Origin of the sequence: Lactobacillus sp. ESL0261 (genome assembly GCF_003693025.1) — a bacterium.
Lineage (GTDB): Bacteria > Bacillota > Bacilli > Lactobacillales > Lactobacillaceae > Lactobacillus > Lactobacillus kullabergensis.
In genome coordinates this window covers 23,801-49,393 of the sequence record NZ_REHN01000002.1, presented here as the reverse complement: position 1 = coordinate 49,393, position 25,593 = coordinate 23,801, and the positions used below count along the sequence as shown (strand labels likewise).

The following is a 25,593-nucleotide window of genomic DNA, read 5'->3' as shown; positions in this document are numbered from 1 at the left end:
TTGCTTTTTATTTTAAGTTGATGTTTGCCTGTCTAAATAATTCGGCCCGCATTTGGACTGGCGTTTCATGATAATATTCACTAAATTTTTTATAAAAGAAGGACTTGCCACTGTAACCTACCCGTGCAATTATTTCTTTTACGGAAATATCTGGTCGGGCAAGCAAATTTCGCGCCTCTTGCATACGCCTTTCATCAACATGTTCGACGAAACTTTTACCAGTTTTTTGTTTAACCAAACTTGAAAAGTAATTAGGATTAAAGCCAAAATGTTTAGCAGTGTCATTAAGTGTTATGTCAGTAAAGTGCGCATCAATATAATTTTCTAAATCAGTTTGAACAAATTGATGGTTGGTCACAGGTGCTGTCGCTAAATCTTGATTTCTAACTGCAGCAATTAATAACAAGTTTAACTCTGCTAAAATTACCTGACGGGTGTAAAGATCCTGATTAAGATATTCATCAATTACTTTTTTTAGTGCGTTTGCAGATATAGACAGTGCTGTACTATTCAAAAATAATAAGCGTTTTTGATTATAAGCGTCAGTAATTGCCTTAAAGACCTTTTTTTCACGTGAATCCATGACAGAATAGTTTCCCAGAAAATCCAGCATCTTAAAATTACGGTTGAATTCCAACTTAACTAATATATCATTTTCGCCCTGCTGCAATATTTCATAATTACTTTTTCTCTGTAAAAAAACGATATTGCCAGCCTTAAGCAAAAAATTCTGATTATTAATTCTGGCTTTTACCGATCCCCGAGCTTCATATAAAATAGTTGAAGCTGTAGTTTGGTAGCGATGAACTCCAGTATTGCGATTTTCCAAAAATACTCTAAATAAATCAAAATTAATATTTTTTGGTTTGATTTTTACTTCATTAGTGTCGGACTTAGTTGAATCCAAAATACTGGCTAAATATTGTTCAAGTTTAACTGCTGCCATTATTTCACCTTCTTATTCAAATTTTAGAATATATAGATTTATTATATAGCAAATTTTCATCTTACTAATAGAATTTTGTTATTTAAATTAAGGAGAGAATACTAGTAAATGTAGACATCAATTTTTCTTTTATGTATAATGAATTTAACATCGGGGTGCCGCAAAGGCTGAGAACAGACCCGTCGAACCTGCTATGGATAATGCCAGCGAAGGGAAAACGAAAGATTTTACATCGTCAGGCATTGTCCTGACGATTTTTTTTGGTAACTAAATTGATTAAATTAAACAACCTGAATTTTTCATACGATAAGCAAAACAAAATTTTATCAAATATTAATCTCACTATTCCCACTGGAGAACTTTCACTATTAGTTGGTCCAACCGGCTGTGGTAAATCTACTTTATTAAAAATTTTAGCGAATTTATATCCCGAATTTGCGGGCCAATTAACCGGTACCCTAGATTTAGGCGGATTAAAATCAGCTATGATGTTTCAAAATGCCAGTGAACAGTTTACGATGACAACGCCACGTGAAGAAATTATTTTTGCACTAGAAAATCTGTGTCTTAATAAAACTCAATATACAAAACGCTTGAATGAAGCTGTTCAGTTCACACAGATTGATTATTTGCTTGATCAAAAAATTAATACAATGTCTGGCGGCGAGCAGCAAAGAGTTGCTTTAGCTGTACTTGTTGCGATGAATGTCGATCTTTTTTTACTTGATGAACCCTTTGCCAGCTGTGATCCAGCTGCTCGCAAATTCTTAATTGCTAAATTAGCTTACCTGCGTGATCAAGGGAAAACAATTATTTTAAGTGATCACGTATTAACTGACTATGAAGGCCATTGTGATAATCTGTTTCAATTTCAAGGTAAAGATTTGGTGCAACTTTCTGCTAGTGAAAAAGAAAAACTGCTACAAAAAAATACGGAATCCGTTTCTTATAATTTTGCCTTACCTGAAGAAAACAAAGAAATTTGTTTTAAACTCAAAAATACAGAGATTACACAAAATCGTTTGCTTTTACAGCAGGAACACCTAAACATTTTTTCTGGTAAAACTACTCTTATTACTGGGGCAAACGGGGTTGGCAAAACGTCACTTTTTAACGCACTGACCAAAATGATCCCATATGCAGGCAGTTTAACTTATCACAAGCAGGAAATTAGTAAATTATCAGCTCGCAGGTATCTCCTTAAAGTAGGGCAAATTTTTCAAAATGCGACCGATCAGTTTATCAATGTTTCCGTTGCGGATGAAATCAATTTAAGCAAAAAGCAACGAACCAATAATTATTTCACTGATGATAGGATAAATGAGGCTTTAGCCACCCTTAAGCTTGATTCACTGCTCGATCACGTGGTTTATTCATTATCTGGCGGGCAACAAAAGAAACTGCAAATTTTACTAATGTTGATCTCTGATCAGGATGTATTGCTAATTGATGAGCCCCTTAATGGGTTAGATGCGGACTCCGCTAACAAAGTAATGGCTTTATTAAAAGAAAGTCAGAAAGCACGCAGTCAAACGCTTTTAATTATTAGTCATGAACTAAGGAATCTGGCAGATTGGTGTGACTATCATCTCATCTTTAAAGACCAGCATTTAACCTATGTGAATAAATGAGGTGTAATCATGAATCCCAGTTTTAAATTTTTTCTAGCACTAATTATTTCGATAGAAATATCTCTTAAATCAAGCTTGTTAACCAATCTTTTAATCATCTTTTTTTCCATAATTTATCTAATCTACAAACACATCAAATTGAAGAACCTGCTTTTAACGTTATTAATGCCCTTAATTGCTGCATTTACGGTTTTTGCTACTTTATATTGGTTTGCACCTCAGCCTAATTTGCAAAATGCACTGAGTTTATCCAGTCGTATTTACGTCTATACGTTGACTATCTACTGTGTATCAATAGGAACTACTGCCACGGAATTAGCACGTTCTTTTGAGCAGAATTTTCATTTACCCAGTAAGTTTGCCTATGGAGTTTTAGCAGCTCTTAATATCGTTCCCAGAATGAAGGAAGCAGTTAAACAAATACGCACTGCCGGCATGATGAGGGGCGTTTATTTAAGCTTTTGGTCACCTGTTTTATATTTTAAAGCTATTCTTGTTGCGCTTAATTCGGCAGAAAATTTAGCACAGGGCATGGCTTCTCACGGCTACCGTGAGAACGCCCAGCGGTCAGTTATCGTGCCTGTGCCCGTTCAAAAAAGTGACTGGCTTAAGTCGATTGTTATCCTGTTTTTAGTTAACCTGGCATTATTTACATTAAAATAAAAAAGTGGACCTGCAGGTCCACTTTTTCTTTAGCCTAATTTATTTTGCCATAGTATAGCCTGTGACATTTATTTTGACTGACTGATCTGCATTGACGAAAATCTGAGGTTTTTCAGAAGTATAATACCGTTCTGAAAATACCAGCTCACCGTCATTTAAGAAAAATTCAATTGAACTGGTATCAATAAATACCTGAATTTTCAAATTGGGCTTTGGTCTCAATCTGCCATAACGTTGAGAATCATCTGCCGGCTTATCAGCTCGAGTTAAAACTACTTCGTTATTCCTTTTGTTCCAACTTAGTGTTACCAAATTTTCCTGCTCATTTTTGAGTACAAAATTAATCTCACTGCCAGACCAATTTTCAGTTTCAGCTGTCAAAAGCAATTCCAAATGCTGCGAATCGGAAACATTAATCTGCTTTAACGAAGTCATCAACTTTTCATCAATTACTTTTTCTTGCCGCAACTGTTTTAATTCTTCAACTGGCTTCATATATAGCTGATTATTCTTTAAAGTCACTTCTCTGGGCAAGGTTAAGGCACCACACCAGCCATCAGCCTGTTCAGGAAAGTCAGCGTGCCACATATCAAGCCAGCCAAAAACAATGCGCCGGTTATCAGGTGTTAACATGGTTTGCGCTGCGTAAAAGTCATGACCATGATCAAGTTCTTGAAACGCTCCGTGTTCAAACTGGTTTTTGTGATAATCCATCTTGCCGATGAAATATCCCGTTTGATAAAGATTAAGATACTTTTTACTCTTTGCTGCAATCCCCTGTGGTGAACACAACAGAACATCTTGCCCATTAAGTGAAAAAAGATCCGGACACTCCCAGGTATATCCTTCATTATCTCTTCCCTGAGAAACTGCAATTGGTCCTAAATATTCCCAGTGCAATAAATCGGTTGACTTATAAGTAATTGCACGACCCAAACCTGCCTTATCTTGACTGCCAACAATAATATAATATGAATCCCCGTGTTGCCAGACTTTCGGATCACGAAAGTGCTGTGAGTTATCAGCCGGTGGTACGGCAATCACTGGATTACCACTGTATTTTGTAAAATGAATACCATCATCACTATATGCAACATTTTGCGTTTGGCAAAAATGACTGTGATCATTCACATCATAATAATGATTACCAGTATAGATCAGATATAAACGACCATCTTTTGCAATCGCACTGCCAGAATAACAGCCATTGTCATCTTCAGGGCTGTCTGGTGTCAACGCAATTGGCAGTTCTTCCCAGTGAATCAGGTCTTGACTACGATAATGTCCCCAATGCATCGGTCCTCTTTCAGATGAATAGGGATAATACTGGTAAAAAATATGATAGTAGCCTTGATAATACGAAAAGCCATTAGGATCATTCATCCATCCGAAAGGCGTTGAAACGTGATAATTAAGACGATAACGCTCATTAGTAATTTTTGCTGGAACTCGCATTTTTGTTTCTTCCTTATTTGATAAATTTTAGTTCGCTTACTTGTTTAATTGCAAAATTAAATAGCCGTGATTTACTTCTGTATCCTTGTTCTTGATGGCAAAGCCATTTTTATATTCAGGGAATAATACCATGACAGCAGTTTGCTTACCAGCTGCTTAAATAGCTTTTAAATCCATCTATGCCTGTGGGTCAACTGCTGCAATTCTTGACCATCTTTTACCAAAATTGTGAAGCCGTAGCCGTTAAAACTTGTGCTTCTTCGGTAACCTAGCGGATTCCAATTTTTTTCATGCTAAAATTCCATCTTAAATATAATTTTAAAAATTAGACCTGCGTAATGATTAAAATACAGCATTAAGACAATTTGGTCTACTTATGATACGGACTGCCACTATTAATCATAAAGCCGCGATAAATTTGTTCAATTAAAACGACCCGCATTAACTGATGTGGCAAAGTCAACTTGCCAAAACTCAGCAGATCATTGGCACGCTGGTTTACTGCTGGACTAGTACCTAAGCTGCCACCAATTACAAAAGTTAAATCAGAATGCCCATAAGTTGCCAAATCCTTTAGTTCACGAGCAAACTCTTCACTACTGCGCTGTTTACCCTTAATTGCAGTTACAAAAACGTATTCCTTATCTTTAATTTTATTTAAGATCCTTTGCCCTTCTATTTCTTTGACATTATCCTGTTCTGCTTGACTAAACTTTTCCGGTGCCTTTTCATCAGGTACTTCAATTACTTGTACCTTGGCAAAACGGCTCAGCCTTTTTTGATATTCAGCGATTGCATCTTTAAAGTATTTTTCTTTTAACTTACCCACACAAATAATTTTAATATTCATAATTGCTATTTTATCCCCCAATTCCCAAAGTTTCCACTTGCTTTTTCCACAGCTGTGTAAAGTTCAAAACCACATTTTGTGGTTTTTACCTTTAGTAAGCGAACAAATTGTGTTTTGCCAAATTTTTTATATTTATCATCACTGATTTACCCACATAAATATTTTTCATAGTTGATTTTCACAAACTTTTTGCCCTCAAATACTGTTATTGAGCCTTGAACAACTGTTTGAGCTAATTAATTTTCACTATTATTTACACACAATTCACAGGTTGTCCACAATTTATCCCAACCGCTTTTGCGCATTTTATGCACAATCCACAAAGTTATCCACAGTTGCCAACAAAATATGCTAGCATGTTTTTTGCTTGACAATAATTATTCGCGAACTTTTTTATGTTTCTCAACAACAATGTTAAGAAAAAAGCTATACTTATGTTTCAAATCGCATAGTATAGCCTTTTTATTACTTAATTCTAGAATATTCTTTGTTTAATCGGATTGTAATTTTACGCGTAAATTAATATCTTTGCCGTTACGATTAATGGTTAAATTAATGGTATCTCCGACTTTGTGATTATACAAAATGCTGTGTAACGAAGCAACATCTGATACAGATTTGTTGTCAACTTTGATAATTACATCACCAGTCTTAATTCCGGCCGCAGACGCAGCACTATGCTTGGAAACCGAAGCGACATAAATACCATTTTTCAGATTAGACTTAATGTTAAGTTGCTTTCTGTTGCTATAAGGTATGCCTTGCAAAGCAATCACTTTAACTCCTAATTGCGGGCGAACAATCTTGCCCTTTTTAACCAGCTGATTAACTATGGTTACCACTTCATTTGATGGAATGGCAAAGCCCATACCTTCAACTGATGTGCCGTCACTTGATTGAGAAAGTTTCATTGAGTTAATACCAATTACTTGCCCTGCAGAATTGACTAACGCACCACCCGAATTACCCGGGTTAATAGCAGCATCAGTTTGAATAACCGTCTGCTGATTAGCAGAAGAAGTTGTAATACTACGTGCTGGTGCTGATATTATCCCTTGAGTAACCGTTGAAGCGTATTCGCTGCCAAGTGGCGAACCGACTGCAATAACTGTTTGTCCTGCCTGTAAACTCTTAGAGTCACCAAATTCAGCCGTTTGAGTTACATAGCTGCTATCAATTGAAAGAACAGCTAAATCTGTTGTTGCATCCGTACCCACAATACGTGCATTAACAGTTTTGCCATTAGACAGCATGACTTGCACTTTATCGCTGCCCGAAACAACGTGATTGTTAGTTACAATATAGCCTTTATTACCAGATCTCTGGTAAATTACTCCAGAACCTTCACTATATGTCTGTAGTTTTCCCTTACCCTTATTATCATTATCGTCATCGCCAAAAATATCGAAAATAGAGTTACTGCTGCTTGATTGCCGTTTCATATTAATAACTGAAACCACGGCACCTTTAACGTCGTTATAAGCTGGTGTCATTGTGCCACTGGTTTTAGCACTGTTTCTGGAAGTTTTCGCGCTACTGGAGCTAATAGTCGTTTGAGCAGTGTTATTCATATTAGCGTTATTAATTTGATCTAAGGCTACATATGAAGCTCCTCCACCAATTAGTCCGGCTACAACACCAACAATAGCAGTTTTCATAATGCCATGTTGCTGATGACCAGAGTTTTGATTATTCATTATTTAATCTCCTTTGCATATCTTTTTACTATACTAACAAAACTTGAAAAAAGATAAAAAGTTTCCTTAAATTTGTACTAAATTAGTTGGCTGGATCGGATCGGTCAGAACAATTTTAACATCACTGGGCAAATTAGCATCCCCATCAACCATTATTTTTTTAGCAGCATTATAAGCCAATTTTGCCGTATTATTATGCTGACTTCTATGTGCTAAAAAAATGTGTTCGGTTTTACTTGTCACCACATCGAGCAAAGCCTGCCCGGCATCATCATTTGATAAATGTCCGACATCTGACAAAATGCGCTGCTTTAAGCTCCAAGAATATGGACCATTGCGCAACATCATATCATCATAATTAAACTCCATGAGATAGGCATCCGCATCTTCAATCACGCTTTTTACCTTACGAGAGACATAGCCGGTATCTGTCAAAAAAGCAATTCTCTTGCCACCACTGGTAAAAACGTAATATTGAGGCTGTGCTGCATCGTGGCTAGTCGCAAATGCTGTCACATCCAAATCGCCAAAAGTCTTGGTTTGCCCCGGCTCAATAATATTAATTTGTTCAACCGGTATTTGCCCAATTTTTTGTGTTTCAGTTAAATATTCCCAAGTGCCACTGTTGGCAAAAGCCGCAATTCTAGGGTAACGGCGCATTAAAACCCCTAGTCCTTTACTGTGATCTGAATGATCATGACTTAAAAAGACCATGTCAATGTCTTTAATGTCAACGCCAACTTCACCTAACAGGGTCTTGATTTTTTTACCTGATAAACCTGCATCCATTAAAATTTTATGCTGACCAGTTTCAATTAAGCTGGTGTTACCAGTTGAACCACTGGCTAAAACAGAAACCTGCACCGCATTATCCCTTCCTAATTTTTCTGTACATTAACATTATATGAGCTGCCTTGCAAGATTTGTGCTGTAAATGCATTAACTCTTTTAACAGTGATGTTCTTAGTCGTCTTATTCTCAACTTGAATCAGCCATGTAGGCAGCAAAATCGTACTGCCGCGAACATCTGTTAATTTAGAATAGCCTAAACTAACTCGCATTACCCGTGAATTGTTGGCAATTTCCCTGTCAGTATACATTGCCTTAACAGCGTGCCAAGCACTAATAATTAATTGCGGTTCACGAACTGCTTTAATAGGGCCCATATAGGAAATAGTATAGTTAATAATTTGATCATTGCGCACATTAATTGTTAATTGAGCATCACTGTCGTAAATGCGACCATAATCGGTATTTTGCACATAGCAATATGTATTGTCACCAGACATGCTGGGTTCAAACTTAAAAGTTTTACCATAGGGTACATTTTTAGGATCGTTTTTAAAATCTTCCAGCTGCTGCATATTATTTTTACGGTTGCCACTAAGTAAAATCATAGACTTAGGCGTCCCAGTCAAAGAATTGTCACTTTTAGAATAATGTGTTGTAACTTGTGTAAGACTACTGCTTTTACCAGAAAGATAATCACGCTTTTTAACAGCTAAATAATAACCGGATTGTTGTTTATGTGAAATATGCAGGGGCACGTCAATTCCGTCAGCTCGCATCTCGGCACGAATGCTTGTTGCAGTGGAACCGGAAGTATTGCTCAAACTAATAGGCGAACGCCAAATTTCAATTCCTAAATAAATATCGATTAACAAGAAAATGACGAAAAATAACCATTCTATTCTTTTACGGTCCATCTTATTTCCCTTCTTCCGTTAATGTCTGCCTATATTTATTCAGGGCCAGAAAATCTATTTTCTCCCATTCAGCTAAACTCTTCCACTCATCATATGCTTTAACATAATATCCTGGTACCAGATTAACTAAGTGGTCGTGTGAATTATCCTTTTCAACCTTAAAAGCCACTATTATACGTTGAATTTCATCTTTTCTCATACCGGCATTTATTAATTTTTGCATTACTGCTGCGCTTGTTGGCAAAGTTTTCGTCTGACCATCAAAAGGTATTGGTATTTGCAAATCTGTATTGTTAAAATCAACTTTTACTGCATCTTCAGTGAAAGTGGTTGCAACCTGTGGACTGCTTTCATCCCAAAAGACTGGTATGCCTTCAATATAGTTAATATAGCTTATAGAATCATTCACAGTATCAAAGTAACGCAAATCCTGCTCGCTTAAACCTAGTTTATGAACAAAATCTACGCTCTCTAAAAGCTGATCATTAAGGGATATGCCTTTACGCTTCTCATACCGAGTATAGTGAAAATCATGTCGTTCAGTTTTAGCCTTAGGAGCTCGTAAATTGGTATAGTAATTAAGCGAGTACGTAGTCCAGCCTTTTTTATTAGAGCGGGTTGTCACGTTAGTAGTACCAAGCAGCCGAGAGACAAAATATGAATCAGTTTGGGTATTAGTAAGGTAGCTGTATATTTTCCAATGGTCTTGTTTAGTAAAGAATACCTCATAACAATTTTTGAGACGTACGAACTCCACTGGAACTCTTCCTTGAGCTCTGCTGGCATAATTGCGTAGTTTAGAAAAGTTGCCTTTAATTAAACGAACGCGGTAAACCGTATAAGTCTTATCATTCCCGAGATAAAGGTAATTATTGCTGTCTGACACAAAAACGCGTCGAAATTGCACATCATCCTTTTTTACGTTTTTTCTAGTAAACAGATTGATGCTAACTTCTTTAGGAAAGCTTAACTGAATACAATTTTCATCATGCAGCATTTTTTCATACTGCGTTTTACCGGTACTGATTTTATTAATACTGCGGTATTTTACCCCTTTCACTTCTTTGACAAATTCCAGTGGCAAATTCTTTTTAGCATCATATAAACGATATAGCTGACCATTTCTAAATCCGTATGAGTTAGTAGGAATGTAAAGGTTGGAAACAATGCGGTCACGCCTGTTTTTTGTTTGTTCAGTTACTCTGCCCGTTTGATTAATATGATTAAAGTACTGGTCATTAGTCATGATAAAAATCCAGAGAACGATCGAGAGAACGAAAACAGCCACTGTTCCCAGTAAAAGCAGCGCATCGCCGAGCTTAAATTTAGACTTCATCCCAATCATCCCCTTCGCTCATTGGTTCATAAGGCAGTGCAATATAAAAAATAGAGCCGTTGCCTTCACTACTATTGGCCCAAATATGACCGTGATGTTCCTCCACAATCTCTTTAGCAATCGCAAGACCCAGACCGGTGCCGCCTTGAGCCCGAGAACGAGCTTTGTCAACACGGTAAAAGCGATCAAAGATTTTAGTCAGATCTTCACGTGGAATGCCTAAACCTTGATCAGCAATACTGAGAACAATCCGCTTTTGTTCAGAATGAAGTTTAACTGTGATTGTCCCGCCATTAGGCGAATACTTAATTGCATTATTCATAATATTATCAATTACTTGAGCAAACTTATCAGTATCGATTTCTACCCACAATGCCTGTGTGCCCAACTCACGCTTAATAGTATATTTTTTGTTTTCTTTTTTATCCGTTTTGACAATCATGTCAAAGCGATCAAGAATATGAGCTACAAAGTCATTAAAGTTAACCCATTCCACATCAACTTTAGAAACTCCTCTGTCCATGCGTGACAAGCTGAGAAGTTCACTAATCATTCGGATCATGCGCTCGGTTTCTTCTTGCGTTACCTGTAAAAATTTAGGAGCAACATTGGGATCTTTCCAGGCCCCTTCATTTAAAGTTTCAATGTATGCATGCAGACTAGTAAGCGGGGTACGCAACTCATGAGAGACATTAGAAACAAACTGCTTTTGTGAATTTTCATTTTTCTGTTGTTCAGTAATATCGTGCAAAACACAAACACTACCGGAAACAAAACCTGTCACCCTTTTAATAAGAGAAAAGCTGGCATGTAAAATGACTTCGTCGCGTGTTCCCTGACCGATTGTAATCACAATTCCCTTTTGGCTGCCAATTAAATCCTGCGAAGATTCTTTCAGACCTAGAACTTGAGCAATTGGCTTATTAATAATTTTATCTTCTGTTTGATTCAAAAAGTTGAGCGTCATCTGGTTAACAACGTTAACATTACCGTGCCTGTCAGTAGCAAGAACGCCATCACTCATATGGGACAAGACGCTGTCCAGTCTGCGCTGCTCACTTTCAGATTCTTCTTGTGAGCGTTCAATTCTGACAGATAATGTGTTAAAAGCCTGCCCCAATTGACCCAACTCATCATTTGAATAGATCTTTACTTGGCTTGAATAGTCACCGTCAGCAATACTAAGAGCCTGCTTTTGCATTTCCTCAATCGGTTTAGTAATCGCATGGGAAACAACTAGCGATAAAATGGCACCCATTACCGCCGCAATTAAAGAAGTAACTAAGAACATCAGTGAAATATTACGCAAGTCATTGAAAACTCCCTGCATCGACGCGCGCACATAAATCGCACCAACAGTATTAGCGGAACCGTTGCCTGCATTCAAAGGGGTAACCTGCACCATATAATCGCCGTGATTATTAACTACTTTAGTTGCCTGCCTGCCAGTGGAAGTTACCTGCTTTACCAGCGTATTATTGACTCGCTGACCAATTCGGTTTTTATCATTTAAATTTGAAACCGCACGAATGATATCCTTATTGTCTACAACAATAATTTCACTAATTGTGCCAATACCATTGCTATAATCATTGACAATCCTGTTTAAATTACTGTCAGTATGCTTATTGTCTTTTAGTAATTGTGTTGACAATTGGTTTGATACAATGGGCAAAACCTGAATTGAAGATTGAAAATTTTCAATACTGTTTTGCTCTAATTGGCGGGTAAAATAAGCACCAATAACCTCAATTGTGGCAATGATCATGGCCATAAACACGATGGCTAAAGTAGTATTAATAGAAATAGTTAAATGTTTAAACTTATTCTTGATTTTTTTCATAATTTTACAAAATTAAATAAAAAGAAAGCCGCGCTTGCTAAACATTGCGGGGCTTTCTTTGCTAGTCTTCATTAGGCTGTTTTACGTAATAGCCAACACCACGCCGAGTTACTAAAATCTGCGGCTGGATTGGATTATCTTCAATTTTTTCACGCAAACGGTGTACAGTAACATCGACTGTCCGGACATCACCAAAGTAGTCATAGCCCCAAACAGTCTGTAAAAGATGCTCCCTGGTCATTACCTGATCCATATGCTGTGCTAAATAATAGAGCAACTCAAATTCACGGTGAGTCAGCTCAATCTTTTTGCCTTCTTTTTCAACAATATAAGCGTCTGGCATAATAACTAGATTGCCAATGGTAATATTTTTCGTGGAACTGCCATCACTAGCACTTTCATCTTTTTTGACGATATTGCGCCGACGCAAATTAGCCTTCACCCGCGCTACCAATTCACGGTTAGAAAAAGGCTTAGTCACATAATCGTCTGCGCCCATTTCCAGACCTAAAACTTTATCAATTTCAGTGTCTTTTGCTGTCACCATGATGATAGGCATATCATGAGTTTGTCTTACTTCACGTGCTACATCTAAACCGTCTTTTTTGGGTAGCATCAAGTCTAAAATCATTAAGTCAGGATTATATTCGTCAACTTTCTTGATAGCCTCTTCGCCATCATACGCAGTGTCGACGTCAAACCCTTCTTTTGTCAAATTAAATTTAATAATATCAGAAATTGGTTTTTCATCATCAACAACGAGAATTCTCTTTGACATCGAAAAGCCCCCTTTTGTGATCATTATACTGGTTTTTAGTTTATTAGCCAAAAAAGTCACCAAAATTTAATAAAAAAACTTGCATTTCAGTGAAAATAATAGCATAATAGTCTCCGTTGGTTATTTGTAATAACGCTTATGGGTGGCTAGCTCAGCTGGCAGAGCAACGGACTCTTAATCCGTGGGTCCAGGGTTCGAACCCCTGGCCACCCATTGATAATTAAAGGTAGTAATCACTTGGTTGCTACCTTTTTTGTTTTCAAAAAATATTAAACCTTTATATAATATCAGATCAGTTTTATTTGTCAATTCTATTGTATTTGTTATTGTTTTAAACAATTAATCCAGCACTTTTTCAGCAAAAGCATTGATTCAACAGTATTTTATCTACTCACTTTACTTTTGCAAAACCTCATGAAATTAACAAATAAAAGCAACAAACTATAGCTTTATAACTACAAATTCTGCCCTAAGCAAATGTTAAGCAGAATTCTTTATACTTTTTTATACAAAAGCCTTGTCAAAAGCCGAATTAATTGTTATCATAATTAACTGTCAACAGAAATGGTGACGGGTGGCTAGCTCAGTTGGCAGAGCAACGGACTCTTAATCCGTGGGTCCAGGGTTCGAGCCCCTGGCCACCCACCATAATAAAAATAGCACTGCAAGTAGTCGGTGCTTTTTTTATTGCTTTTAAAAAATTCAGTTTGAAGGAGACTTTCTAGTCCCCTTTTTTGTTTTCATAATCTGCAATATCCGTTAGAACTTGTTCTGCCAGTTCTTTGACAGTGGCACTTGTCAGCTTGCGCTCTTTTTCGCCAAGTGTATCTTGTTCAAGCCACCATTTTTCGAGAGTCTCAAGCGGAAAAGGACTTTCTTTTTCTTCATTATTTTTTACGGTTTGCGCAAAAGAAATATCTAAGTAATAAACGAATGCTCCTGCACTAAATTCATGAATTATTTTAGTTAAAGTTGTGCCATAAATCCTTTTGGGCAGTATCCCTTCCAATATAATTATAGGGTAGTATTGCTTGCCCCATTCAATCATTAATTCTATTAGACTGGCAGTTGGTGCCGTCTCCTTTTCCTTAACATGCAAAATATCAAGGCGCAATAAATCTTCATGTAAAAGCAAACATCTTTGGTAGCCGAAATGATTTTGTAAACAATTGGCTAGGACAGTTTTGCCACTGCCAGAATTTCCTCTAATTAAAATAAAAATTGGTGTCATTGAATATTTTTCCTTTCAATACCGGTGACTAAAGAATTAACGTTACTATTTAAATTATATTATTAAGCTTTTATATTTTTAATATTAGAATAATGCACATAAGATATAATTAATACATTAAATTATCAAAGTAGGCAATATTAATGAAGAAAAAATGGTTAATAGGAGTAAGCAGCATTTTAGGCTTGCTCTTAGTTACAATTGTCCTGTTTCACACTTATGAACAAAAAAGTTCGCATACGGATACGGAAGAAGTCAATTCTGGCAATACGAAAAAAGCTCATTTTAAAGCTACGCCTACCATTTATTTGCATGGCTATGGTGCTGGTGCTCGCTCGAGTGCAGGAATGATTGCATATGCAGAACAGCATAATGATGCACACAAGGTATTAACAGCTAAAATTTCTCCTGCAGGTAATGTTGAATTACAGGGAAATTGGCCCCGCAAAACTAAAAGACCGCTTATTCAAGTAATTTTGCAAGATAATAAAAACAGCAACTATTACACAACGCGAGAGTGGTTTCACAACTTGATAATATGTTTAAAACAAAAATACCATATTAAGCAATATAATACCGTAGCTCATTCTATGGGAAATATCATGACTCTCTCTTATCAGTTAAAATACGGACAGGATCGCAATTTGCCTCGATTAAAAAAGCAGGTCAATCTTGGTGCGCCATTTAATGGTATTATTGGTTTAGATGAGAAGCCCAATCACAATTATCTGCTTAAAAATGGGAAACCAAAATATATGACCCAATCCTATCAGTATTTTTTAACGCATCGTCATAACTTTCCAAACAATGTATCAGTGTTGAATATTTTTGGCAATAAAGAAAATGGTACCAATTCTGATGATGACGTCAGTTGCGTTTCAGCCCAGTCTTTACGATATTTGTTGCGTGGCAAAGTAAATTACCATGAAATTGAAATTAAAGGTGCAGGTGGACAACACAGTAAGTTGCACGATAATTCCAAAGTAGATCAGATTATCGGTCAGTTTCTGTGGGCTAATTAACTATTAATTCTATAAATTATTTTAATATTTTTTTCATAAATTATAGCGTATAATAAAAAGAAAAAGGATATTTTATAGTGACAGGAGAAGAATGATGACTCCACTAATTGAAAACTTCATCTCAAAATTGGCTCTGAATTTAACATCTTTATCTAAATTAGAGCAAAAATATACGCTCGCTTTCTACCGTGATTTTCTGCTGGACGGTGATTTTCAAACAAAAGAAGAAATAGTTAAAGAACTAGGTACGCCAGATGACCTGGCAAAAGAAATCAAGCAGGATTATGTTAAATTTTTAACAGCAGTTACTGCCTCTGCTAATGACCCCCATGCCAGTGATAATTACTTTAATGGCTTGCGTGTCAAAAGATATCCTCGCAGAAAGCGTACCATTGCCCTTGAAAACTTCAATCAAGTAAAATTGGCAGTTAAGACTACAGACGTAATTATTCATCAAGGCAGTCAATTTCAAATAACCGTAGCAGATTACAGTAGCAGACCCATAGAAACTAATTTAGTCAAGCAAACGTTGGTTGTTAAAGAGACTCCTATCGAGCAAAAAAACGGTGTAATCATGTTCAACAGGCTCACCGCTGTCAGTCGCGTGGAAATCACTGTTCCTAAATTAGATTCTTTAACTAAAATTAGCGGACAAAGTCACAATGGTGACATCATGTTGCAAAATCTAAAACTTAAAAACATCGTACTTAACCTTCATAATGGTGACATATACATCAATAACGTTCAGGTCTCAGATGAGTTAAATTTTTCCGGCAGAAACGCGGACTATTTCATTACTCAGTCAATAATTGCTCAGTTATCCAGTAAAGTTCAAAACGGAGACGGCAGTTTTAAACGCAGCATCCTTAAGCAAATAATTACCCAAACAGATGATGGAGATATAGAAATTAACCAATGCCATGCTAACATCAGTTTACAAGCACAGGATGGAGATGTTCTGATCAGGAAAAGCCAGCTAACCGATCAAAATATTGTTAAGAGTACGAATGGCGATTTGAAGTTAGGTCAACTTGCCCATGACATCAGTGTGCAGCTTAAAGTAAACGGTGGCGACATTATTTATCGTAATTCCAGTATTGGCAATAGTTTTAACAGTCAAAGTATGCAAAGTGACTCGTTAATAGCAACCTTAAGGGATGGAGATATAATCATTAAATAAAAGTAGGACGCAGCTGATGTGACCCCCGAGATTAAGACAATTTCGGGGGTCTTATTTTTTGTATTATTTATGGAAAATTTAGGTTCAGTACTTGCTAATTTCCTAAACCTAAATTAAAATATTATATATCATATAATATTAGGGGAGGCAAAGCATGGCAATCCAAATACCAACTCGTTTGCTAGATGGTGCGGTTTTAGCTTTTCTAAAACAAGATGATCTGTATGGCTACGCTTTGACACAAAATGTGCAAAAGATTTTTTCTATCTCCGAGTCAACTATCTATCCTGTTTTACGCAGATTAAAAAAGAATAACTGCTTAACAACTTATGATGAGCCTTATCAGGGACGCAACCGGCGCTATTATCATATTACTGACGAAGGGATAAAGTTGCTAAATACAATTCAAGATGAATGGCAAGATTTTAGTGCAAGAGTTAATCAAGTATTAGGAGGGCAAAATGACCAAAGTAATTGATGATTATATTTCCGAACTAGAACAAAACTTAGATGATTTGCCTGAAAAAGATCGCGAAGATGTTGTCGAATTTTACCACGAATTTTTATTGGACGGTGACTTCATCAGACGTTCTACCATCGAAGCTGAACTAGGAACGCCCAAACAATTAGCAATCAATATTTTAGCCGATTATTCAAGCAAAGATGATTCTGTTTCTCCAAGAAAGGAGACTCCGAAGTCAAACTTAAAGGCCAGCTGGTACATTTTATTAGGAATTTGTGCTGCTCCAATTGGCATCCCACTCGTTTTAGCAATTTTATTCGTGCTCTTCTTTATACTCGCAGTTTTCTTTGGCTTATTTTTTACTATAATAGCCTTTTTGTTTAAATTCTTTGTCGGTGGTGGCTTAAACTTTCTTAAGTCATTAACCCTGCTATTCACTCACAACTGGCCAGTCGGCTGTCTTTACTTGGGTAAATCCTTAATTTGCATTGGCATTATTCTTTTATTACTCCCATTCATTATCAAATTAGGCAAAATTTTAATTGCCAAGTGTACCCAGTTTATGCGTAACCTTGGTAAAAATATTTTAAAGAAAAATTATTTTCAAACTAATACCGGAAAAAATACAGATAAGGAAAAATAAAAATGAAAAAGTTTTATAAAATTTGTGGGCTAATCTTTGGACTGCTATTACTTATTGGGCTGATCCTACTAGTCGTATTTAGATTAAATGATAACCCGTCACATGATTATAATGGTAAACACGCTCATTATAATGAAAGCAAAACTTTTTACGTGAACAAGTTCGACAATATTAAGTTAGCCTGTTACAGACCTGATATCCGAATTTCACTTAAGGATATTAACAAGTTTAAAGTGATTGTTAGAGGGGGGCACGGTGCAGACATCAAAAAAATAAAAACTAAAGTTGATCATAATATGCTCACTATTTCGGATCAGCCTGAACATGATTATAACGATGGTTATTATAGCGTTGATGTTTATGTTCCTGCTAAAAGCGCCATAAAAAAGATAACTGGTTTTTGTGAAGAGGGTGATTTTTATATCAATAGTTTAAACGTTCCCCGCATCAATTTGACAATAGAAGATGGCGACGTTTTGATTAATAAGCTTACTGCGAAAAGCCTTGACCTAAATTCAAATGACGGTGACCTCAAAGTAAACCAGTCGACTTTTTCACGTAGTTCACTAAAACTAAATGATGGCGATGTTAAGATTAGCGACTCTCAAATACTAAATAACAGCTCAATTATATTGAATGACGGTGACTTTTCAATGTCAAACGCCCCTAAGATCAACTATGTATTGACAAATCACTCGGATGATAAAATCATTTTTAAAGGTTCTTACCATTCCAATCATTTTGCAAAAAAAGTTAAAAATAAACCCGTATTAAAAGTTACTAGTATGGATGGCGATATTCTAATTGATTAGTGGGCAAGTAAACTTTACTTAGATGTTTTCTTGGTTAGTAATACCCATTTTAAAATTAAAAACTTATCTAAAACAAGGAGAATCAAAATGAAAAAGTTTTACCTAATCAGTGTTGCCATCATTACTATCGGTATAATTTTGCTTGGTATTGGTGAAACTAACGGTGGCAGAGAAGATATCAATAATATCCATTCAGGCATAACAACCAATATTGAAAACTTTTTTAATCGTAATCAAACTCACGCATACTCACATCATGTACCAGCAAAATCCCGTACTTTCAACGTAGGCAAGTTCTCTAAAATTAATATTGACGCTGAAGAACCCAACATCCAAATTGCTAAAGGAGACAACTTCCAAGTTAAAGTTAGCGGTCCTAATGTAAAAAAGATCAGTGCTAAAGTTGAAGACGACCAACTGACCATATCTGATGATAACGCATATGAAGACGGGACTTATAAAATAATTGTCACTGTTCCAGAAGCAGACTCGCTAAAGGAAATAACTGGATCATCTTCTGAAGGTAATATTCATTTAGCCGACTTAGCTGTTGCTGACCTCAATTTACAGCTTGAAGATGGTAATGTTAGCGCTGAAAATATGACAACTCACAAAGCCAATTTTGACCTTGCTGACGGTGACTTAAAAATTACTAATTCAACTTTAACCAGTGGTATCTTAAACTTGAGTGATGGTGATTTAACTGTTACAAATAGTCAATTTAAAATTAAGGCAACTTTGGGTGACGGTGATGTCAGAGTCAATGATTCCAAGTTAATGGCTGACAGCTCCTTTAATTTGAGTGAAGGAGATTTCCAAATGAGCAGACCGCCTAAGATCAGTTACCAGTTGGCAACTTCTTCAGAGGATGAGCTTATATTTCACGGTAATAACTATCACAGACATTTTGCTAGAAAATTAAGGGATGCGCCTCTACTCAAAGTTTCTTGTGGTGATGGTGACATTCTCATAAATTAACTTCTATACATCTTGCAACTGATTAACCCACATAAAGCAAAAGACTGGGATTGATTTTTAAAATTAATCCTAGTCTTTTTAAATGGTTATTTTAGCTGACTAAATCTAATACTTTATTTTTTTATTGCTTCACTTAAGCTAGCGTGATATCATAAGATAAAGAAAAAATTAAATTCATGTTAAAAAGATAAGAGACAGCTTAATCATGAAAATATATATTGACGGAGACTTCGACAAAGAATTTGAAGCTCATGATGAAAAAGTAGAATCGCAAGAAATTGATTTAGAAAATTTTATTAACATAGGTGCCGAAATATCCACCGCTAGTGTCACTATTCAAGTGGGCGCTGGTTTTCATATATCAACTCATGACATTAATCCTAATCGAATAAAAATTCGTGTGGCAGAGCAAACCCTTTTTATTCGTGAACGAAAGCCTCAATTTCACAAAAAAGTTTATATTAGCAGAATTAAACCTAAAATAACAATTACAGTACCACAAGCTGCAGAACTCAATGAAGTCCAGCTAAATAATTTTGCTGGCAGCATTGATCTAACTGGACTTAACATGCAGCAACTTGAAGTCAGAGCAAATGCCGGTTCCTTAAAATTACAGGACGTCACGATCCAAAATAAAGCCGAAATGGTGCTAGATGCTGGCAGTTTATCCATCAATCACTGTAAGATGAATTCCCATGCAAATTTGGCTGCCGGAACTATCAGGGTCACAAGCTTGCAAGGGAAAAACCACTTTAAACTAGCCGCTGGTTCACTAAAAATGATAGATGATGAAGAGCATAAGACAGATTACGATTTATTCGCCACTTTAGGCTCGATCTACTTTCACGGCAGTAGAATGGGCAAGCATTTTTACAAGCATGAAGGCAGTGCCAACCAATTAACTGCTATCAGTTCGGTTGGCTCAATTAAAATTCAATAAAAGAAGTCTTACTTCGACTTGCACAGGCAAAGTAAGACTTTTTTTATATATAAAATTAGCGCTGAACATCAATTATAAATGAGTTAATATCTCCCCGATATTTGGCAATCGAATATTCAATTGGCCGTTCATCCCTTGTCAGTCCTTGAGTGTGAAAGTAGAACACCGGCTTATGGACTGCAATGTTTAATAAGTTGGCGGTAGTTTCCTCAGCTTCCATTACTTCCAATTTTCTAATTACCCGGGTGACTTTTAAATGGTATTTTTCAAGTGTGCTGTATAAAGAATCTTGGGCAAAATTATAATTAATCAACTCAGGTATCCTCTGTTTAGGCACATAAGTTGTAACTAAAACAATCGGTTGATCATTAGCATAGCGCAGCCGCACTAATTTAAAAACTGGTGCTTTCTCAGGCAGCTGTAAATTTTTGCATACTTCGGGTGTAGCTTTTTCTTCATCAAAATAAAGCAGATTGGTTTTAGGGTAGATGCCTTTGGCACTCATTTCTGCGCTATAGCTTTCAATCAAATGGGTAAATTCCTGCTCGATTTTAACTTTTTTAACCAAGGTGCCCCTTTTACGACGCCGCTCTAAATAACCTTGATTGACCAGCAATGAGATCGCTTGCCTCATTGTTGGTCGACTTACCTGATATTTATCCGCTAATTCAGTTTCTGGAGGAATAATTGTATTTTGCGCATAAATGCCAGTTTGAATTTTATTCAAAAGATCGTTGGCAATTACTTGATATTTAGGGAGTTCTTTTTTTACCAATTAGTTCCACCACTTTCATCTTGTTAAATATACCATTATAAGAATACTATACCATGCAAAAAACCGGTGTAAAGAGCTAAATAATCCCTACTTACACCGGCTTTTTTGACACTATTTTTTATTTACACTTAAATTTCAATTGAGTTAATGCCGTCTTTTTCAAACCGCTGTTTAAGAGTTTCAATGATTTTTACACCAGAGCTCGTGCCTATCCGTTCTGCTCCGGCTGCAATCATTGCTAAAAAATCATCGGTATTGCGAATTCCACCTGCAGCTTTGACTTTAACATTCGAACCAACATTTTCTTTCATCAGTTTTACATCTTCTACTTTTGCGCCAGCGGTGCCAAAGCCAGTTGAAGTTTTGACAAAATCTGGTTTCACCTTTTTAGCAATCAAGGCCAGCTGTTTAATTTCAGCTTTAGTCAAGTAGCAGGTTTCAAAAATGACCTTACATGGCACATCGTGATCATGGCAAAGTTTAACCATTTGAGTCATTTCATCTTCAATATAAGACCAATTATGAACCCGCACTTGCGTTAAATTAACAACATAATCGATTTCATTGGCACCGTTTTGTAACGCATCTTTAGTTTCTGCCAATTTACAAGTTATTGTAGTTTGTCCCAAAGGAAAACTAATTGCTGCTCCTGTATCAATATCTGTCCCCTTTAGTTGCTGGGCACAAAATTCAGATTGAACCTCATTAATTGCTACCATCTTGAAATGATATTTTTTAGCTTCATCGCATAACTTTTTCATGTCTTCTTCAGTCGCATCCGCATGTAAGTTAGTATGATCAATTAGTCGTGCAAAGTCATCTATTGTATATTTCATTGTTATTCTCCTTTTTGTATTTACATAAACTGATTTTAACCACAGAAAGTTATAATGTCAACCGCTTACTTTTTATTTAAAAATAGTGTTTGACTTATATAAAGCGATTACATATAATTGTGTTGTAAATTAATATGTATTTACAAAAGGAGTGATTTTAGTGAAAATATTATTAACTTCACACGGACATTTAGCACAAGGCATCGCTTCTGGCTTTGAATTTATTGCCGGCAAATCAGACCATATCATGACACTTGAATTAGATGAAAAAGGAATTGGTTCATATTGCGACCGTCTACAAGAGCTGCTTGACGGTGAGACAGAACCAGTCTTAATTCTGGCAGATTTAAAAGGTGGAACTCCATACAATGAGTCCTATAAGTACTACTTGGCTCATACAGAAAAAACCCGGGTAGTCAGTGGTCTGAACCTACCAATGCTTTTAGAACTTGTCCCTCAGTTATCTGACAATACAACGCTTGATGAAGCCGTACAGACAGTTCTACAGGCAGGAACCAATGGTATTGAAGTTGCTCAAGACCAGCAAGATGATGATGACGATATTGAATTTTAAAAAAATAAGAAAGGTGTATTAATAATGAGTATTTCAGTAGTAAGAATTGATGATCGGGTAATCCACGGCCAAACTATGACCCGTTGGACAAAAGCACGTCCTGTGGACGGCATTTTAGTTGTCGGTGATAATATTGCCCATGACAAGTTACGCCGCAAGGTCTTAAAAGCTGCTGCTAACGATTTAAAAGTTGGTATTTATACGGTTGCTGAAGCTGGCGACAAAATTAAAAAAGGAATTGAGTCTAAGAAGAAATTCTTCTTAATCAGTGACTCTCCCAAGACTTTTGCACAAATGGCAGACATGGGAATTGATTTTGGCAAAGTATTAAATGTTGGCCCGATGAATACCCGTCCAGGAACTAAGGTGCTCGGACGGACTGTAGCCATTGATCAGGATGACTATAACGCTTTTGAAGATATTGCTAAACATGGCATTGATATTCAATTTCAGCTATTACCTGATGATGAAATTAAGCCTTGGTCAACCATGAAAAAGAAATATGATTCTATGTCCTAATTTTTGGAGGCAATAAAAATGAATAATTTATTTTTTCCCGCACTTTTAACAGGAATTTTCTGTTACCTAGGAGCGATTGAAACCCCTTGGCTATTTGGTATGTCTGGGGGATTCTACATTGTTGGTAGACCTTTAGTAGCCGGTCTACTGGTCGGCCTGGCCTTTGGTGACATTAAAAATGGTATTTTATGTGGCTTAGCTGTCCAAGCGGTTTTCATCGCCAACCTGTCAACTGGAGGTGCTACTAACAGTGAAATTACTTATGCAGCTTATGGCGGAATTGGCTTAGCCATGGCGACCACTAAAAATCCTGCAATCGCTGTTACCTTATCTATTCTCATTGGTCAGACATTTGGCTTAATTTTCTATAACGGCAGAATGGCCCTTTATTCTTTCTGGAATACCCGTGCCGAAAACGCCGCTCATAATAATGATGACCGTGGTATTGTCCTGAACCATTTAGTTTATCCGCAAATCACTACCTTCCTTTTACGTGCTGTACCAGTTTTTCTGGCAATTTACTATGGTAAAGGTTTAGTCAATTGGCTAATCGACAGCATTCCTGCTATTGTAACCCACATTATTCAGGTTTTGGGCGGCGTTTTGCCAGCCTTGGGTATTGCCATGTTAATGAGCATAGTGATCAAAAACAAATCACACTTTATTTTCTTCTTTGTTGGCTTTGTTTTACTTGCTTTTGCCAAATTAAGCATGATTGCAATTGTCTTTATTTCTGCTTTAGTCGCATATTTGTATTACATGTCAACTGGTAAAAGCACTACTCCTACTGCTACTAGCTCTGCAAATAATGCAGAACAGGCGGTTGATAATGATGACGAATATGAAGATGAAGACTTATTTTAAAGAGAGGTGTTAAAAATGGCTACAAAAGAAAATAATACTGAACCACAAAAGCTACTAACAAAACATGAACTTAATCAAATATGGTATAGGTGGGGTTTTACACACCTCAGTTCGATGAGTTATGAAAAGTTGCAGGGACACGCTTGGGCATATTCTTATTTACCATTTGCGCGCAAATATTATAAAAATGATCCTGAGAAAAAGAGACGCTTGCTTGAGCGTCATTCCATGTTTTACAATACCGAACCGCAAACAGGTCAAATTATTAATGGGATTGTTGCTTCCTTGGAAGAGCAAATTGCTTTGGGCAACGATGTTTCAGAAGAAATGCCCGTTAACATTAAAGCTACTTTAATGGGTCCTTTGGCCGGTATTGGTGATTCAATTATTCAAGGCATTATCGTTCCTATTTTGTTATCAATTGCAATGAGCTTGGCTAAAGGCGGCAGTCCCGTCGGACCTTTATTTTACATTATTGCTTATGGCATAATCGGACCCACAATTTCCTATATTGCCTTTCACAGCGGTTATAAATTGGGTGTTGGTGCAATCGACACTATTGTGGGCGAAAATTCCAAGAGAATTACTGATGCGTTTAACATCTTAGGCGTAATGGTCGTAGGAGCTTTAGCCGCAAATACAATTGTTCTCAAAACTGTGGCTAAAATTCCTTTGGGAGGCAAATCGCAACCCTTACAAACAGTCCTAGACGGTATCTTTCCAGGACTTTTACCACTAGCTATGGTTATTTTAGGCTGGTGGCTTGTTTCTAGTAAACAAATGACAGCTACTAAAGTAATTATCATCATGGTTGTGATTGTAACTATCGGCTGTTTGATTGGGTTATTTTAATAAAAGTTCATTTTTACTCTGCTTTTTGGCAGATAATAGAGTACACTTTGATTAGTGTGCTCTTTTTATATATAATTACTTAAAATTACAAAAAATCATTTTTTATTTCTATATATGTTGATAGATTAAATAGCAGTTTATACTATTTTATCAAGCTTTTTAGCAACCTTTTTAATCTTAAGCAATTCATGATAAAATTACTTATTGACTTTATTGAAAGAAGGGTTCGATGGGTAAGCGAAAATACTTCTATCATAATTTAACAGATGATTTGATAGTTAGCCTGAACCAAGATTATCATTTACCAAATAGTTATGCTATTTTTCCGAAGTCATTAAGTGGGAAAATCTGGTCCAAGTTTGTACGCCCTTTAGGATATCTAATTAGTATGGTCTATATTAATTTAATCCTGAGAGTACGAATAATTGGTAAGGAAAAGTTGCAAGCAATAAACGATCAGGGGTATTTTATCTATGGTAATCATACCCAAACTTTTGGCGATGTGGTTTTGCCGCTCAGCATTGTTCCTGCAAACAAATATTATGCTATTGCAGCACAATCAAATTGGGGCATCCCTGTTTTAGGCAAACTGGTTTTACCATATTTCGGACTTCCTGTTGGTGAAAACATAGAGCAATCCGCAAAATTGATTAAAGCAATCACCACTGTTATTAAAGCCAAAAAAGTAGTCGTCATTTATCCTGAATCACATGTTTGGCCTTATTACACTAAAATCAGGCCTTTTCCAGTGAACAGCATGCATTTCCCTGTTGCACTTGACTCTGCCAGCTTTACTATGACTACAACTTATTCTAAGCCCAAGTGGGGTAAGAAACCGCAGATAACCGTCTACATCGATGGACCCTTCTATCCAGATAAACGTCTCACTAAAAAGCAGGCGCAAGAAAAGCTGCATAAGCAGGTTTATCAGACAATGCAAAAACGTGCCTTAACAAGTGATTTCGAATATTGCATGTATCAAAAAATAAATTAAGGAGT

General features: G+C 36.4%; 26 protein-coding genes, 2 tRNA genes and 1 riboswitch. Of the genes, 16 read left to right on the top strand and 12 right to left on the bottom strand.

What is annotated here, in order from left to right:
* Positions 1 to 7: 7 nt before the first annotated feature.
* Positions 8 to 946, bottom strand: coding sequence for an AraC family transcriptional regulator (locus tag F5ESL0261_RS00670; RefSeq protein ID WP_122051790.1), 939 nt, complete (start codon positions 944 to 946; stop codon positions 8 to 10).
* Between the two features lie 141 nt (positions 947 to 1,087).
* A riboswitch (TPP riboswitch) is annotated at positions 1,088 to 1,178 on the top strand.
* Positions 1,179 to 1,218: 40 nt separating this feature from the next.
* On the opposite strand from F5ESL0261_RS00670, the gene F5ESL0261_RS00665 reads away from it, so the two are divergent.
* Together F5ESL0261_RS00665 and F5ESL0261_RS00660 are read left to right on the top strand one after the other, a co-directional pair.
* Complete coding sequence (locus F5ESL0261_RS00665) at positions 1,219 to 2,577, top strand: ATP-binding cassette domain-containing protein (RefSeq protein WP_122051789.1); 1,359 nt, start codon at positions 1,219 to 1,221, stop codon at positions 2,575 to 2,577.
* 9 nt (positions 2,578 to 2,586) lie between these two features.
* The gene (locus F5ESL0261_RS00660) at positions 2,587 to 3,240 is read left to right on the top strand and encodes an energy-coupling factor transporter transmembrane protein EcfT (protein ID WP_122051788.1); all 654 of its coding nucleotides are present in this window, start codon (positions 2,587 to 2,589) and stop codon (positions 3,238 to 3,240) included.
* Between the two features lie 39 nt (positions 3,241 to 3,279).
* Here F5ESL0261_RS00660 and F5ESL0261_RS00655 read toward each other — a convergent pair whose 3' ends face one another.
* The 8 genes from F5ESL0261_RS00655 to yycF form a co-directional block, all read right to left on the bottom strand.
* Complete coding sequence (locus F5ESL0261_RS00655; RefSeq protein WP_122051787.1) at positions 3,280 to 4,695, bottom strand: sucrose-6-phosphate hydrolase; 1,416 nt, start codon at positions 4,693 to 4,695, stop codon at positions 3,280 to 3,282.
* Positions 4,696 to 5,065: 370 nt separating this feature from the next.
* Entirely contained in the window at positions 5,066 to 5,545 is a 480-nt protein-coding gene (rlmH, locus tag F5ESL0261_RS00650) for a 23S rRNA (pseudouridine(1915)-N(3))-methyltransferase RlmH (protein ID WP_122051786.1), read from the bottom strand.
* A 491-nt stretch (positions 5,546 to 6,036) separates the two neighbouring features.
* Positions 6,037 to 7,242: a S1C family serine protease gene (locus F5ESL0261_RS00645; protein ID WP_122051785.1), complete on the bottom strand. Its 1,206-nt coding sequence runs from the start codon at positions 7,240 to 7,242 to the stop codon at positions 6,037 to 6,039.
* A gap of 66 nt (positions 7,243 to 7,308) precedes the next feature.
* Complete coding sequence (locus tag F5ESL0261_RS00640) at positions 7,309 to 8,106, bottom strand: MBL fold metallo-hydrolase (RefSeq protein ID WP_122051784.1); 798 nt, start codon at positions 8,104 to 8,106, stop codon at positions 7,309 to 7,311.
* A gap of 14 nt (positions 8,107 to 8,120) precedes the next feature.
* Positions 8,121 to 8,948, bottom strand: a complete 828-nt coding sequence (locus tag F5ESL0261_RS00635) for a two-component system regulatory protein YycI (protein WP_122051783.1) — start codon at positions 8,946 to 8,948, stop codon at positions 8,121 to 8,123.
* 1 nt (position 8,949) lies between these two features.
* On the bottom strand, positions 8,950 to 10,284 hold the full coding sequence (locus F5ESL0261_RS00630; RefSeq protein WP_122051782.1) for a hypothetical protein: 1,335 nt from the start codon (positions 10,282 to 10,284) through the stop codon (positions 8,950 to 8,952).
* Positions 10,274 to 12,127, bottom strand: a complete 1,854-nt coding sequence (gene walK / locus F5ESL0261_RS00625) for a cell wall metabolism sensor histidine kinase WalK (RefSeq protein ID WP_122051781.1) — start codon at positions 12,125 to 12,127, stop codon at positions 10,274 to 10,276. Before walK ends, F5ESL0261_RS00630 begins: the two co-directional genes overlap by 11 nt.
* A gap of 61 nt (positions 12,128 to 12,188) precedes the next feature.
* Positions 12,189 to 12,905, bottom strand: coding sequence for a response regulator YycF (yycF, locus tag F5ESL0261_RS00620; protein ID WP_045927377.1), 717 nt, complete (start codon positions 12,903 to 12,905; stop codon positions 12,189 to 12,191).
* Between the two features lie 140 nt (positions 12,906 to 13,045).
* Between yycF and F5ESL0261_RS00615 the strand changes: the two genes are divergently transcribed.
* Together F5ESL0261_RS00615 and F5ESL0261_RS00610 are read left to right on the top strand one after the other, a co-directional pair.
* Positions 13,046 to 13,118: transfer RNA gene (locus F5ESL0261_RS00615), tRNA-Lys, on the top strand.
* Between the two features lie 359 nt (positions 13,119 to 13,477).
* Positions 13,478 to 13,553 (top strand) — tRNA-Lys (locus tag F5ESL0261_RS00610).
* 73 nt (positions 13,554 to 13,626) lie between these two features.
* Here F5ESL0261_RS00610 and F5ESL0261_RS00605 read toward each other — a convergent pair.
* A complete protein-coding gene (locus F5ESL0261_RS00605; protein WP_122051780.1) occupies positions 13,627 to 14,136 on the bottom strand; it encodes a zeta toxin family protein in 510 nt (169 codons plus the stop codon).
* 143 nt (positions 14,137 to 14,279) lie between these two features.
* Between F5ESL0261_RS00605 and F5ESL0261_RS00600 the strand changes: the two genes are divergently transcribed.
* From F5ESL0261_RS00600 to F5ESL0261_RS00570, 7 genes are all read left to right on the top strand, one after another.
* Positions 14,280 to 15,158, top strand: a complete 879-nt coding sequence (locus F5ESL0261_RS00600) for an alpha/beta hydrolase (protein ID WP_122051779.1) — start codon at positions 14,280 to 14,282, stop codon at positions 15,156 to 15,158.
* A gap of 94 nt (positions 15,159 to 15,252) precedes the next feature.
* Positions 15,253 to 16,338: a DUF4097 family beta strand repeat-containing protein gene (locus F5ESL0261_RS00595; protein ID WP_158595173.1), complete on the top strand. Its 1,086-nt coding sequence runs from the start codon at positions 15,253 to 15,255 to the stop codon at positions 16,336 to 16,338.
* Between the two features lie 154 nt (positions 16,339 to 16,492).
* Positions 16,493 to 16,816 (top strand): PadR family transcriptional regulator, encoded by a 324-nt coding sequence (locus F5ESL0261_RS00590; RefSeq protein ID WP_122051777.1) that lies wholly within the window; start codon positions 16,493 to 16,495, stop codon positions 16,814 to 16,816.
* Positions 16,800 to 17,444 (top strand): DUF1700 domain-containing protein, encoded by a 645-nt coding sequence (locus F5ESL0261_RS00585; RefSeq protein ID WP_122051776.1) that lies wholly within the window; start codon positions 16,800 to 16,802, stop codon positions 17,442 to 17,444. Before F5ESL0261_RS00590 ends, F5ESL0261_RS00585 begins: the two co-directional genes overlap by 17 nt.
* Positions 17,445 to 17,446: 2 nt before the next feature.
* Positions 17,447 to 18,256 carry a DUF4097 family beta strand repeat-containing protein gene (locus F5ESL0261_RS00580; protein ID WP_122051775.1) on the top strand — a complete coding sequence of 270 codons (810 nt, stop codon included), beginning with the start codon at positions 17,447 to 17,449 and terminating at the stop codon, positions 18,254 to 18,256.
* A gap of 87 nt (positions 18,257 to 18,343) precedes the next feature.
* Positions 18,344 to 19,234: a DUF4097 family beta strand repeat-containing protein gene (locus F5ESL0261_RS00575; protein WP_122051774.1), complete on the top strand. Its 891-nt coding sequence runs from the start codon at positions 18,344 to 18,346 to the stop codon at positions 19,232 to 19,234.
* A 205-nt stretch (positions 19,235 to 19,439) separates the two neighbouring features.
* Positions 19,440 to 20,174, top strand: coding sequence for a DUF4097 family beta strand repeat-containing protein (locus F5ESL0261_RS00570; RefSeq protein WP_122051773.1), 735 nt, complete (start codon positions 19,440 to 19,442; stop codon positions 20,172 to 20,174).
* 55 nt (positions 20,175 to 20,229) lie between these two features.
* On the opposite strand, the gene F5ESL0261_RS00565 is transcribed toward F5ESL0261_RS00570, so the two are convergent.
* Positions 20,230 to 20,949 (bottom strand): GntR family transcriptional regulator, encoded by a 720-nt coding sequence (locus F5ESL0261_RS00565; protein WP_122051772.1) that lies wholly within the window; start codon positions 20,947 to 20,949, stop codon positions 20,230 to 20,232.
* 128 nt (positions 20,950 to 21,077) lie between these two features.
* Positions 21,078 to 21,785 carry a deoxyribose-phosphate aldolase gene (deoC, locus tag F5ESL0261_RS00560; protein ID WP_045927370.1) on the bottom strand — a complete coding sequence of 236 codons (708 nt, stop codon included), beginning with the start codon at positions 21,783 to 21,785 and terminating at the stop codon, positions 21,078 to 21,080.
* Between the two features lie 160 nt (positions 21,786 to 21,945).
* Between deoC and F5ESL0261_RS00555 the strand changes: the two genes are divergently transcribed.
* The 5 genes from F5ESL0261_RS00555 (at position 21,946) to F5ESL0261_RS00535 (ending at position 25,588) form a co-directional block, all read left to right on the top strand.
* Complete coding sequence (locus F5ESL0261_RS00555; protein ID WP_045927369.1) at positions 21,946 to 22,359, top strand: PTS sugar transporter subunit IIA; 414 nt, start codon at positions 21,946 to 21,948, stop codon at positions 22,357 to 22,359.
* Positions 22,360 to 22,383: 24 nt separating this feature from the next.
* Complete coding sequence (locus F5ESL0261_RS00550; RefSeq protein WP_045927368.1) at positions 22,384 to 22,878, top strand: PTS sugar transporter subunit IIB; 495 nt, start codon at positions 22,384 to 22,386, stop codon at positions 22,876 to 22,878.
* Positions 22,879 to 22,896: 18 nt separating this feature from the next.
* On the top strand, positions 22,897 to 23,742 hold the full coding sequence (locus tag F5ESL0261_RS00545; RefSeq protein WP_045927367.1) for a PTS sugar transporter subunit IIC: 846 nt from the start codon (positions 22,897 to 22,899) through the stop codon (positions 23,740 to 23,742).
* A gap of 15 nt (positions 23,743 to 23,757) precedes the next feature.
* A complete protein-coding gene (locus F5ESL0261_RS00540) occupies positions 23,758 to 24,594 on the top strand; it encodes a PTS system mannose/fructose/sorbose family transporter subunit IID (protein WP_045927366.1) in 837 nt (278 codons plus the stop codon).
* A gap of 229 nt (positions 24,595 to 24,823) precedes the next feature.
* Positions 24,824 to 25,588: a 1-acyl-sn-glycerol-3-phosphate acyltransferase gene (locus F5ESL0261_RS00535; protein ID WP_122051771.1), complete on the top strand. Its 765-nt coding sequence runs from the start codon at positions 24,824 to 24,826 to the stop codon at positions 25,586 to 25,588.
* Positions 25,589 to 25,593 lie beyond the last annotated feature (5 nt).

What these genes read in the sequence shown, in the direction of transcription:
- yycF (WP_045927377.1), bottom strand. Translation starts at nt 12,905, where the DNA reads ATGTCAAAGAGAATTCTCGTTGTTGATGATGAAAAACCAATTTCTGAT.
- F5ESL0261_RS00540 (WP_045927366.1), top strand. Translation starts at nt 23,758, where the DNA reads ATGGCTACAAAAGAAAATAATACTGAACCACAAAAGCTACTAACAAAA.
- F5ESL0261_RS00545 (WP_045927367.1), top strand. Translation starts at nt 22,897, where the DNA reads ATGAATAATTTATTTTTTCCCGCACTTTTAACAGGAATTTTCTGTTAC.
- F5ESL0261_RS00655 (WP_122051787.1), bottom strand. Translation starts at nt 4,695, where the DNA reads ATGCGAGTTCCAGCAAAAATTACTAATGAGCGTTATCGTCTTAATTAT.
- F5ESL0261_RS00550 (WP_045927368.1), top strand. Translation starts at nt 22,384, where the DNA reads ATGAGTATTTCAGTAGTAAGAATTGATGATCGGGTAATCCACGGCCAA.
- F5ESL0261_RS00595 (WP_158595173.1), top strand. Translation starts at nt 15,253, where the DNA reads ATGACTCCACTAATTGAAAACTTCATCTCAAAATTGGCTCTGAATTTA.
- F5ESL0261_RS00600 (WP_122051779.1), top strand. Translation starts at nt 14,280, where the DNA reads ATGAAGAAAAAATGGTTAATAGGAGTAAGCAGCATTTTAGGCTTGCTC.
- F5ESL0261_RS00670 (WP_122051790.1), bottom strand. Translation starts at nt 946, where the DNA reads ATGGCAGCAGTTAAACTTGAACAATATTTAGCCAGTATTTTGGATTCA.
- deoC (WP_045927370.1), bottom strand. Translation starts at nt 21,785, where the DNA reads ATGAAATATACAATAGATGACTTTGCACGACTAATTGATCATACTAAC.
- F5ESL0261_RS00630 (WP_122051782.1), bottom strand. Translation starts at nt 10,284, where the DNA reads ATGAAGTCTAAATTTAAGCTCGGCGATGCGCTGCTTTTACTGGGAACA.
- F5ESL0261_RS00575 (WP_122051774.1), top strand. Translation starts at nt 18,344, where the DNA reads ATGAAAAAGTTTTACCTAATCAGTGTTGCCATCATTACTATCGGTATA.
- F5ESL0261_RS00660 (WP_122051788.1), top strand. Translation starts at nt 2,587, where the DNA reads ATGAATCCCAGTTTTAAATTTTTTCTAGCACTAATTATTTCGATAGAA.
- F5ESL0261_RS00645 (WP_122051785.1), bottom strand. Translation starts at nt 7,242, where the DNA reads ATGAATAATCAAAACTCTGGTCATCAGCAACATGGCATTATGAAAACT.
- F5ESL0261_RS00570 (WP_122051773.1), top strand. Translation starts at nt 19,440, where the DNA reads ATGAAAATATATATTGACGGAGACTTCGACAAAGAATTTGAAGCTCAT.
- F5ESL0261_RS00535 (WP_122051771.1), top strand. Translation starts at nt 24,824, where the DNA reads ATGGGTAAGCGAAAATACTTCTATCATAATTTAACAGATGATTTGATA.
- F5ESL0261_RS00605 (WP_122051780.1), bottom strand. Translation starts at nt 14,136, where the DNA reads ATGACACCAATTTTTATTTTAATTAGAGGAAATTCTGGCAGTGGCAAA.
- F5ESL0261_RS00585 (WP_122051776.1), top strand. Translation starts at nt 16,800, where the DNA reads ATGACCAAAGTAATTGATGATTATATTTCCGAACTAGAACAAAACTTA.
- walK (WP_122051781.1), bottom strand. Translation starts at nt 12,127, where the DNA reads ATGAAAAAAATCAAGAATAAGTTTAAACATTTAACTATTTCTATTAAT.
- F5ESL0261_RS00635 (WP_122051783.1), bottom strand. Translation starts at nt 8,948, where the DNA reads ATGGACCGTAAAAGAATAGAATGGTTATTTTTCGTCATTTTCTTGTTA.
- F5ESL0261_RS00580 (WP_122051775.1), top strand. Translation starts at nt 17,447, where the DNA reads ATGAAAAAGTTTTATAAAATTTGTGGGCTAATCTTTGGACTGCTATTA.
- rlmH (WP_122051786.1), bottom strand. Translation starts at nt 5,545, where the DNA reads ATGAATATTAAAATTATTTGTGTGGGTAAGTTAAAAGAAAAATACTTT.
- F5ESL0261_RS00590 (WP_122051777.1), top strand. Translation starts at nt 16,493, where the DNA reads ATGGCAATCCAAATACCAACTCGTTTGCTAGATGGTGCGGTTTTAGCT.